The sequence below is a fragment of the Candidatus Symbiopectobacterium sp. NZEC135 genome, assembly GCF_025962695.1.
In genome coordinates, this window is the sequence record NZ_JAGFPF010000416.1 from 1 (window position 1) to 1,495 (window position 1,495).

General features: G+C 52.4%; 2 protein-coding genes. Both read right to left on the reverse strand.

From position 1 onward, the window contains the following. Nucleotides 1-178: 178 nt before the first annotated feature. Complete coding sequence (gene mdtI, locus J5224_RS27435; RefSeq protein ID WP_264628299.1) at nt 179-508, reverse strand: multidrug/spermidine efflux SMR transporter subunit MdtI; 330 nt, start codon at nt 506-508, stop codon at nt 179-181. Beyond that, nucleotides 495-863, reverse strand: coding sequence for a multidrug/spermidine efflux SMR transporter subunit MdtJ (mdtJ, locus tag J5224_RS27440; RefSeq protein WP_264628300.1), 369 nt, complete (start codon nt 861-863; stop codon nt 495-497). The genes mdtI and mdtJ overlap by 14 nt, the downstream gene beginning before the upstream one ends. Nucleotides 864-1,495: the final 632 nt, after the last annotated feature.

The following is a 1,495-nucleotide window of genomic DNA, read 5'->3' on the forward strand; positions in this document are numbered from 1 at the left end:
CAAGGCGATGGCGCAGTTGGATTCCATGGTGCAGCAAAACGCGGCGCTGGTGCAGGAATCCACGGCGGCCACCGAAGCGTTGCTGGCGCAAACGGAAGAGCTGCACTCTACGGTCGGGCACTTCAAGGTGTAACGCCTGAAGAGAAGAACATGAAGAGCGCCGTAAGGCGCTCTTTTTTTATGCCAATTTAATCAGCACCATGCCCAGCAATAACAGCCCCAATCCAACCCAGCCGCTTTTGTTGAGACGCTGGCCGAACAATATCCACCCGGCTGCCACGGTGGCTGCAATGCCAAACCCGCCCCACAGCGCGTAAGCGACCGTGAGATCGATGCCCTTTACCGCTTGCGCCAGTGCGCTAAACGCTGCCAATACGCTTATCAGCGATAACATCCCAAGCCACACCTTGCGAAAGCCGTCCGACAATTTAAGGAAAATGTTGGCGGCAATCTCCAACACAATCGCTAAAGCCAGGAACGCCGCATGCTGCCACTCAAACGGTAACATGATGGTTTCCTCGCGTTGCGCTGGCCGCAGGGGTTTTACGCACGCCCGATTTCACCAGCAGGATACCCACTAACAATATTGCCAGCCCGATGACTTTTAACACCGAAAGGGATTCATCAAACAGCATGACACTAAACAATGTGATAAAGATAATGCCGATACCTTCCCACAGGGCGTAAGCCACGCCCATCGCCACGCGCTTTATGGCAATTGATAGCAACAGGTAGGAGAGTGCAATCATGCCATACATCACCAGATGGCCCAGCGGGCTACCGCTGAGGCTGGCGTATTTCATGCTTAACGTGCCAATAATTTCTGCCGCAATTGCGCAGGCTAAAAAGATCCAGTAAATCATTATTTTTCTCCCTGAAAGGGTTATTCGTAGCATAGGGGTAATGCCCGGCGATGCCCGTGAAAAGCAGGCACAGCGAGACCGGCCCATGTGCGATAAATAGGGGGATCAGCAGACAAACGCGCAGAAATGCGCTGCCATCGCTGAATTCAGAGAGAGACCTAAAGTTCGCTACACCAGTGATGTTCACTGGCAAGAATGGCTGAAAGGAATAGCATGTAGATGGAAGTAATGATGGTTTTGTTTTGTATTTTCTTCATGATGATTCTGTATTACCCGCCGCAAATAATGCGATTTGTCCACATTCCTCGGAATTAAAAGAATATTACGCTGGAGTATTTGTAGCATGCCTCATGGGGGAAAGCAAACCAGTACTCGGCTTGCGTGTGCGCCATTGGGTGTTGGTTTAGCAAGCGGTGCAGACAGATTCTGCACCGCTGTTGTGAACAAACGGGCTGTGCCACTGGGGCTCACTGGGATAGGCGCTAAGCGCCCAACGGCATCCGCAGCAGGGGATGTGGCTGTTGTTCGGCAAAGTAGCGGTGAATGTGATGCAGGATGTCGCGCTGGCCGGGGAAGGGTAACATCCTGGCCGCTTCTTCAAACGTTGCCCAATGGAATTCGCTGTGCTCAGC